The organism is Brachybacterium sp. Marseille-Q7125, assembly GCF_023062615.1.
GTDB lineage: Bacteria > Actinomycetota > Actinomycetes > Actinomycetales > Dermabacteraceae > Brachybacterium.
In genome coordinates this window covers 40,079-47,703 of record NZ_JALLAL010000021.1, presented here as the reverse complement: position 1 = coordinate 47,703, position 7,625 = coordinate 40,079, and the positions used below count along the sequence as shown (strand labels likewise).

8 protein-coding genes are annotated in these 7,625 nt (G+C 69.2%); 2 read left to right on the top strand and 6 right to left on the bottom strand.

The window, feature by feature from the left end; genetic code table 11:
* Positions 1-196: 196 nt before the first annotated feature.
* From MU407_RS07200 to MU407_RS07190, 3 genes are all read right to left on the bottom strand, one after another.
* Positions 197-1,084, bottom strand: coding sequence for a tetratricopeptide repeat protein (locus MU407_RS07200; protein WP_102235184.1), 888 nt, complete (start codon positions 1,082-1,084; stop codon positions 197-199).
* A 123-nt stretch (positions 1,085-1,207) separates the two neighbouring features.
* Positions 1,208-2,287, bottom strand: coding sequence for a hypothetical protein (locus MU407_RS07195; protein ID WP_102235183.1), 1,080 nt, complete (start codon positions 2,285-2,287; stop codon positions 1,208-1,210).
* Positions 2,284-3,090 (bottom strand): hypothetical protein, encoded by an 807-nt coding sequence (locus MU407_RS07190; protein ID WP_233190604.1) that lies wholly within the window; start codon positions 3,088-3,090, stop codon positions 2,284-2,286. Before MU407_RS07190 ends, MU407_RS07195 begins: the two co-directional genes overlap by 4 nt.
* A gap of 146 nt (positions 3,091-3,236) precedes the next feature.
* On the opposite strand from MU407_RS07190, the gene nucS reads away from it, so the two are divergent.
* Positions 3,237-3,962: an endonuclease NucS gene (nucS, locus tag MU407_RS07185; protein WP_102235273.1), complete on the top strand. Its 726-nt coding sequence runs from the start codon at positions 3,237-3,239 to the stop codon at positions 3,960-3,962.
* Between the two features lie 147 nt (positions 3,963-4,109).
* A complete protein-coding gene (locus MU407_RS07180) occupies positions 4,110-5,333 on the top strand; it encodes an amidohydrolase family protein (protein WP_102235182.1) in 1,224 nt (407 codons plus the stop codon).
* A 61-nt stretch (positions 5,334-5,394) separates the two neighbouring features.
* On the opposite strand, the gene MU407_RS07175 is transcribed toward MU407_RS07180, so the two are convergent.
* Genes MU407_RS07175 through atpD form a run of 3 tightly spaced genes read right to left on the bottom strand, consistent with a single transcriptional unit; the run spans position 5,395 to position 7,619 of the window.
* Positions 5,395-5,835 (bottom strand): DUF2550 family protein, encoded by a 441-nt coding sequence (locus MU407_RS07175; protein ID WP_102235181.1) that lies wholly within the window; start codon positions 5,833-5,835, stop codon positions 5,395-5,397.
* An 18-nt stretch (positions 5,836-5,853) separates the two neighbouring features.
* On the bottom strand, positions 5,854-6,153 hold the full coding sequence (locus MU407_RS07170) for a F0F1 ATP synthase subunit epsilon (RefSeq protein ID WP_102235180.1): 300 nt from the start codon (positions 6,151-6,153) through the stop codon (positions 5,854-5,856).
* On the bottom strand, positions 6,150-7,619 hold the full coding sequence (gene atpD / locus MU407_RS07165) for a F0F1 ATP synthase subunit beta (protein WP_158239348.1): 1,470 nt from the start codon (positions 7,617-7,619) through the stop codon (positions 6,150-6,152). The genes MU407_RS07170 and atpD overlap by 4 nt, the downstream gene beginning before the upstream one ends.
* Positions 7,620-7,625: the final 6 nt, after the last annotated feature.

Sequence of the window (7,625 nt, the reverse complement as noted above, 5' to 3'; positions counted from 1 at the left end):
CCTGTAAATGTTGTCGCAGGTGAAAATATACAGCTCCTGAGGGGTCAGCGAGTAGTAATACGTATGGAGTACATGCGAAAGCTGTGATGAGGGACGAACGCGGGTGCATTCCGCCAGATAATGGAGGCGGAAGCAGTTTTTCTTTTTTTTTTTTCGCGGGGCTTGGGCTGGGGGCTAGGGCTCTTGACCCCAGGCCTCAGAACAGGAGGTTCGCCAGGCGTTTGCGGGCGGGGGCTACGCGAGGATCATTGGGCCCGGCCACCTCGAACAGGTCCAACAGGCGGGCGCGCACGGTGTCCTTGGTCTCCGCATCGGCGCCGCGCAGCAGGTCCAGCAGGCGCGCGAACGCGTCATCGACGTGCCCACCCAGCATGTCAAGGTCCGCCACGAGCAGCTGCGCGTCCAGATTCTCCGGGTGCTGCGCCGCCTGCTCGCGCGCGCCGTTGAGGTCCTGGCCCTGCGTGCGCTGCATGAGCGAGACCGTAGCCAGTCCCGCCTTCGCCTCGGCATCGGCCGGGTTCTCGGTGAGGTGCTTGGAGAACGCAGACTGTGCGCCCTCCAGATCCCCCTGGTCGATCGCGGCGTAGGCCTGGGCGATCAGCTCCGGCAGCGGCTCCTCGGGGGGCGCCTGCTCTCCGGCACCCTCCGGCAGCTCCATGCCCTGCTGCCGCGCCACCTGCACCACCTGATCCAGCAGTGCGGAGATCTCCTCTGCGGGCAGCACGGACTGCACGATCGGCTGCACCTGACCCAGCAGGAGCAGCAGCAGCGTGGGCAGCTGCTGAACACGCAGGGCCGCTGCGACCCGCTGCTGCGCATCGGCATCCACGGTCGCCAGGCGCACCGCTCCGCCCTTGGCATCCACAGCGCTGCGCAGCGCGGCGAGGAAGGACTCCCCATCGGGCACCCGTGCACTGGTGACCAGCAGCAGGGTGGGGATGCGCTGGGAGTCGGCAATGATCTGCTCGAGACCCTGCTCGGTCACGGCCACCTCATGCTGGGCCGGGGTGCTGCTGCCGGACTCTTCCGAGCCGGCGGGCTGCTTGAGCGTGGACAGATCGATGATGCCGTACGGATCGGTCACAGGGACTCCTTCGACGTGGTCGGGACCTGACCAGTCTAGGCAGTGGCGATCCCGCGGGGCGGCAACGAGCTCAGCCGGTGAGAGCACCCGCGCGGCGCCACCGCACTGCTGCCTCGGGGTCGTTCATTCCCCCGTGACGCCGAGCACGGTCTGTGTGGCACCCACCGGCTGAATCTTGCCCTTCGCGCCCTTGGGCGGGATATGCACGGCAACGTGAGTGCCGAACGTGCGGATGAAGTTCTCGTTGAACTCCCGCGTCCCCGCCGCCTTGGTGTACGGGTTCTCCTCTTCGTAGCGCATGGTGCCGCGCTCCTTGATGCGCACGGTCCGCTTGGAGGTGATGGTGGACATCACCAGGGCACCGCCCTCGTCGGTGCGCAGACCCACGAAGTCCTCCTCGCGCACGGTCCACACCTCCTTGATGGTCGCCGCCTCGTCGTAGTCCACCCCGGTGTTGAGCTCCTTGCGCTCCTGGGCGATATTCTTGTGGGTCTGGACCTTGAAGGGGTCATCGGCCAGCTTGTCGTCCGGATCCGCCTCATCACCGTCCGAGAGCACCTTGGCATACAGCTTCAGCGCGGCCATGGGGGTCATCAGCAGATCATCCGCGTCCGGCCCCACCTGCTGGGAGCCCACGAGCGCATTGGCCACATCGGGCATCTCCACGCCCACCGCCTGCTGCGCCCAGCCCCAGGTCGTGTACGGGTCCTTCGCCGACTCCTGCCGCAGCGCCATGAAGAACGGCACCCCGGAGTCCCCGGCGTCCTCCACCAGGGCGATCGCCGTCCGGGGGAACTCGGCGTCCACGCTGGTCAGCGGCATCACCATCGAGGCGCCGGGGCGCTCGAGGTCCTTTGCGAAGCCCTTGGACTTCTTGATCAGCTTGTAGAGCTTGGAGCGGAACTCCTGGGCGGAGCCGACCACGCGAGGGTCCAGCGGCTTCGCAGACCGCTTCTCATCGGCGGCGGCCACGGCCTCATGGATCTCGCTGATGGCGGTGGACAGCTGCTCCTCGGTCTGTACCGGCGTGGGGGCCTCGAGCTCGGGACCCGTCACCGGGGCGGCGGGGGGCTCGACCTCGCTCGCACAGGCGCTCAGCGCGCCGGCGGCGAGAAGTCCGCTGCCGAGCAGGAGCTCACGACGGCCCGGACGGATCCTGCGGGTGGCCCGCAGGGAGCCGGTGCGGTGATCAGGGCGGGTCATCGGCGGGGCTCCTCATCATCGATGGTGGGCAGCTGTTCGGTCGTGGGATCATCCGTGGGATCATCATCGCTGGGCGCAGCGAGGTCCGCAGCCTCGGACCCACCGGCGACAGACTCCGCCGGCTCGGAGCGGGGCGGCGCGGCATCATCCACGCGGCGACGGCGCCCGCTGGGGCGGGAGGACCCGCGGCCGACGGACACCACGAGCAGCACCAGGCCCACCACGGCGATCGCGGCGCCACCGGCGTAGGCGTAGGGCACCCACTCGTTCTCAGCGTCGACCGGCCAGGTGATCGACACCTTCGAAGCGCCCGGGGCGGTGCCGTCGGTGACGATCAGGATCTGCCGATACGGCTTGAGGTTGTCGTCATTCTCTTGGGCCCAGAACTCCGCCACATCGATCGTGGCGGGGCTCTGCGAGGTATCGATGGTGCGCCACAGGTCCGAGGAGGTGGGATCTGCGATCTCCGCCTCCCCCTCGGGCTCGACCTCTTCGACGCTCAGGGTCTGCCAGTCGCTCGCCCCGGTGATCCGGGTGTGATGCACGCCCTCGAGGTAGGCATCGATATCGCCGCCACCAGCGGTGATCAGGCTGACCTCGCCCTCACCCTCGATGGTCACGCGGCCTTCTTGGCCGCCGATGTACAGCACACCGGGATCGATCACCACGGCGGGGCCGGGATCATCGAGCTCGACGGTCGCGGTGGTCTGGGTCTCGGGCGCCCAGGTGGTCTCGCCGAGGCGGCCCAGCACGAGGCCCGCGACGCCGATCAGGATCAGCAGGGCGGCCAGGATTCGTTGCACGGTGACGCTCCTTCGGGGCGGCCCGGGACGGGCCGAGGCAGTGACCTGCCCACGATACGGTTCCGGGCCCGTGCCCGCCACACGCACGTGAGGGGAGGCACGGACGGTCCCGACCGGCGATGGCGGCGGTGACGTACCCTGGCCGGGTGCGTCTCGTCGTTGCCAGCTGTTCTGTCGACTACACCGGTCGGCTCACCGCCCATCTCCCCCAGGCGCCCCGCCTGCTGATCCTCAAGGCCGATGGCAGCGTCCTGGTCCACTCCGACGGCGGCAGCTACAAGCCGCTGAACTGGATGAGCCCGCCGTGCACCCTGAGCACCACCCGACGCGGGGATGCCGAGATCGCCGCGGCCCAGCAGGATGAGGACGACCTCGAAGGCCCCTGGATCGAGCAGTGGGACGTGGTGCATGACAAGTCCGGGGACCGCCTGCGGGTGCGGCTGTTCGAGGTCTTCGAGGACTCCTCCCACGAGCTCGGCGTGGATCCCGGGCTGCAGAAGGACGGCGTGGAGGCGCATCTGCAGGCGCTGCTGGCCCAGAACATCGAGACACTCGGCGATGGCTGGACGCTCGTGCGCCGGGAGTACTCCACCGCGATCGGCCCGGTGGACATCCTGGCCCGCGACGGCGCCGGCGGCACCGTGGCGATCGAGATCAAGCGCCGCGGGGAGATCGACGGCGTGGAGCAGCTGACGCGCTACCTCGAGCTGCTGAACCGCGACCCCTTGCTCGCACCCGTGCGCGGCATCTTCGCCGCCCAGGCCATCAAGCCGCAGGCCCGCGTGCTGGCCGGGGACCGCGGTATCGACTGCGTGACCCTGGACTACGACGCCCTGCGCGGCATCGACGATGCCGAGTCGCGCCTGTTCTGAGCCGGCCGTCCCGCCTCGTGCTCTCGTGTGCCAGCGCCACGCCCCACACGCCGCGACCAGCCCTGTCCCACCCAACGCCGCCCGCTTCCTCTGCGGGGCAGCACGATCCCCGCTGACTCGTTCCCATCTCATCTGACTGGAGAGCCGATGACCGCCCCCGCATCCGCCACCCCTCTCACCTGCGACCTCGCCCTTCACGGCACCGCCGTGCTGCCCGGCGGCCTCATGCCCGGCGCGCTTGTGCTCATCAGCGGGCAGGACATCATCTGGTCCGGCCCCGCCGCGCAGGCTCCGGCGCACACTGCGCAGAGCACTGTGGAACATGACGACCTGATCCTGCCGGGCCTGGTGGATGTGCACTGCCACGGCGGCGGCGGGGCGTCCTTCCCCGATGCGGCGGATGCACAGACGATGCTGACCGCCGTGCACGAGCACCGTCGGCACGGCACGACCTCGCTCGTCGCCTCCCTGGTGACGGCCGATGCCGCGACGCTGCGCGAGCGCGTGTCGGATCTCGCCGAGCTCGCCGCCGCGGAGGAGATCGCCGGGATCCACCTCGAAGGCCCCTTCGTCTCCGTGGCCCGGCGCGGCGCCCAAAACCCCGAGCACATCATCGATGGTGATGCTGACCTGGTGCGCGAGCTTGCTCAGATCGCAGGCGGGGCGCTCGCCACGATGACCCTCGCGCCGGAGACCGGGGATGCCGATGCGGTGATCACGGCACTCGCCGAGGTGGGGGCGGTGCCGTCGCTGGGCCACACGGATGGCTCGAGCACCCAGATGACCCGGGCGATCGCTCTCAGCATCCAGGAGCTGCGCCGCGAGAAGGGCCGCTCACCGCTGCCCACGGCCACGCATCTGTTCAATGGGATGCGCCCCATCCACCACCGCGATCCCGGTCCCGCGCTCGCCTCGCTGGATGCCGCCGCGCGCGGAGAGATGGTGGTGGAGGTCATCGCCGACGGCGTGCATCTGGATGCCCGCACCGTCGCGCATGTCTTCGCGCTCGCCGCCCCCGATCATGTGGTGCTCGTGACCGATGCGATGGCCGCCGCCGGGATGGCCGATGGACAGTATCGCCTGGGCGCCCTGGACGTCACGGTCGCTGAGGGCACCGCGACCCTCACCGAGGGCGGCGCGATCGCCGGTGGCACCGCGCATCTGCTGGACGTGCTGCGTTTCACCGTGCTCGAGGCCGGCGTGGATCTGGTGCCGGCCGTGCGGGCGGCCACCGTGGTGCCTGCGCGGGTGCTCGGCGCCGCCGACCGCATCGGACACCTCGGGGCGGGCGCTCGCGCCGATGCCGTGCTCGTCGATGAGCAGCTGCAGGTGCGTCGGGTGATCCGGCGCGGCGAGGTGCTCTCGGACTGAGCCATCTGCCATGGATGCCGCAAACGTCCGGTGATGGGGCCGGGGCGGCGGTCAGCTGCTGTCAGTCCACGTCGCCGCGGAACTGGCCCGTTGGCGCCGCTTCCACCCAGGCGTTCAGAGCCGCCCCGGCGGTCATGTCCACGAGGGCGCGCTGCTCCCGGCCACGCGTGAGCTGGAAGATCACCAGACACATGTCTGCACCGCCATCGCTCCCCGCGGCCAGCCGCTCCCGGGTGAGCTCCTGGATCTCCGCGCGGCGGATCACCTCCGAGGGGCGCCAGCGCAGCGAGAAGGCGCGGTGCCAGCGCAGGCGGTCGGTCCCGAAGCGCATCATGCCGTGCTGCCAGCCCGCCTCCCCCACCAGGCCGCGCCGATACAGCGTGCATTCGAAAGCGCCACGACCGCGGGCGATCACCAACTGGCGGATGATCACGAGGGCTGCGGTCACGACGACGAACATCCCGACCCCCAGCAGGAGGATCGGGATGTTCGAAGCGCTCATCGTGAGGTCGTGCCCGGCTCAGATGGCACTGCCGGTCAGGGATTCCTTGGCGACCTCATCGTCATGATCGGCATCATCCACGCCGATGACCACGACGTCGGAGTCCACGGAGACGAATCCACCGCGCACGGACAGCTCGCGCACGCCCTCCTCCTCGCAGATGATGCGCACCAGGCCATCGCCGAGGATGGCCAGGGTGGGCTGCATCTGCGGCAGGATGCCCATCGATCCGTCGACCGCGGGGACCACGACCTGCCGGGCCCGACCGGTCCAGACGGTGCGGTCGGCGGTGACGAACGTGACCTCGAGCGAGCTCACTTGCCGAGCTCCTTGTCGATGCGGTGCTGGTTCTCCAGCACCATGTCGATGCCGCCCACGTTGAAGAACGCCGACTCGGTGATGTGGTCGAACTCGCCGTCGCAGATGCCCTTGAAGCCCTCGATCGTGTCGCTCAGCGGCACGTCCGAGCCGTCCACACCGGTGAACTGCTTGGCCAGGTGGGTGTTCTGGGACAGGAACTGCTGGATGCGGCGGGCGCGCGAGACGATGACCTTGTCCTCCTCGGACAGCTCGTCCACACCCAGCATCGCGATGATGTCCTGCAGTTCCTTGTTGCGCTGCAGCACCTGCTTCACGCGCACCGCGGTGTCGTAGTGGTCCTGGCCCACGTACCGCGGGTCCAGGATCCGCGAGGTGGAGGCCAGCGGGTCGATCGCCGGGTACAGACCGCGCGAGGCGATCTCACGGGAGAGCTCGGTGGTCGCATCCAGGTGGGCGAAGGTCGTCGCCGGGGCCGGGTCGGTGTAGTCGTCGGCCGGGACGTAGATCGCCTGCATCGAGGTGATCGAGTGGCCGCGGGTGGAGGTGATGCGCTCCTGCAGCACACCCATCTCATCGGCGAGGTTCGGCTGGTAGCCCACCGCCGAGGGCATACGGCCCAGCAGCGTGGAGACCTCAGAGCCGGCCTGGGTGAAGCGGAAGATGTTGTCGATGAACAGGAGCACGTCCTGGTTCTGCACATCGCGGAAGTACTCCGCCATGGTCAGGGCGGACAAAGCCACGCGCAGACGCGTCCCCGGGGGCTCGTCCATCTGGCCGAAGACCAGCGCGGTCTTGTCGATGACGCCGGACTCGGTCATCTCCTCGATGAGGTCCCAGCCCTCACGGGTGCGCTCGCCCACGCCGGCGAACACGGACACGCCGTCGTGGTTGTTGGCCACGCGGTAGATCATCTCCTGGATGAGCACCGTCTTGCCCACGCCGGCACCGCCGAACAGGCCGATCTTGCCGCCCTTGACGTACGGGGTCAGCAGGTCGATCGACTTGATGCCGGTCTCGAACATGGTGGTGGCCGACTCGAGCTGGTCGAAGTTCGGCGCCTGGCGGTGGATGGGCCAGCGCTCGGTGACCTGCAGCTGCTCCGCGGGCTTGTTCAGCGGGGTGCCCACCACGTCGAAGACTGTGCCCAGGGTCGTATCGCCCACCGGGACGGAGATCGGGGCGCCGGTGTCGTTGACAGCCTGGCCACGCACGAGACCGTCGGTGGGCTTCAGCGCGATCGCACGCACCATGCCGTCACCGAGGTGCTGCGCGGTCTCGAGCGTCAGGGTGGAGGCTTCGAGGCCGGAGTCGCTCGCGGCGATGTCGATGGTCAGCGCGTTGTAGAGGTCCGGGATGTTCCCCGGGGGGAACTCCACGTCGACGACGGCGCCGGTGACACGGGCGACGCGACCGGTCGCGGCCGGGGCCTCGGCGGGGGCCTGCGGTTCAAAGGTGGTGCTCATGTGCGT

Excerpts from the sequence above, each read along its gene's own strand:
- MU407_RS07195 (WP_102235183.1), bottom strand. The coding sequence starts at position 2,287 with ATGACCCGCCCTGATCACCGCACCGGCTCCCTGCGGGCCACCCGCAGG.
- MU407_RS07180 (WP_102235182.1), top strand. The coding sequence starts at position 4,110 with ATGACCGCCCCCGCATCCGCCACCCCTCTCACCTGCGACCTCGCCCTT.
- MU407_RS07175 (WP_102235181.1), bottom strand. The coding sequence starts at position 5,835 with ATGAGCGCTTCGAACATCCCGATCCTCCTGCTGGGGGTCGGGATGTTC.
- atpD (WP_158239348.1), bottom strand. The coding sequence starts at position 7,619 with ATGAGCACCACCTTTGAACCGCAGGCCCCCGCCGAGGCCCCGGCCGCG.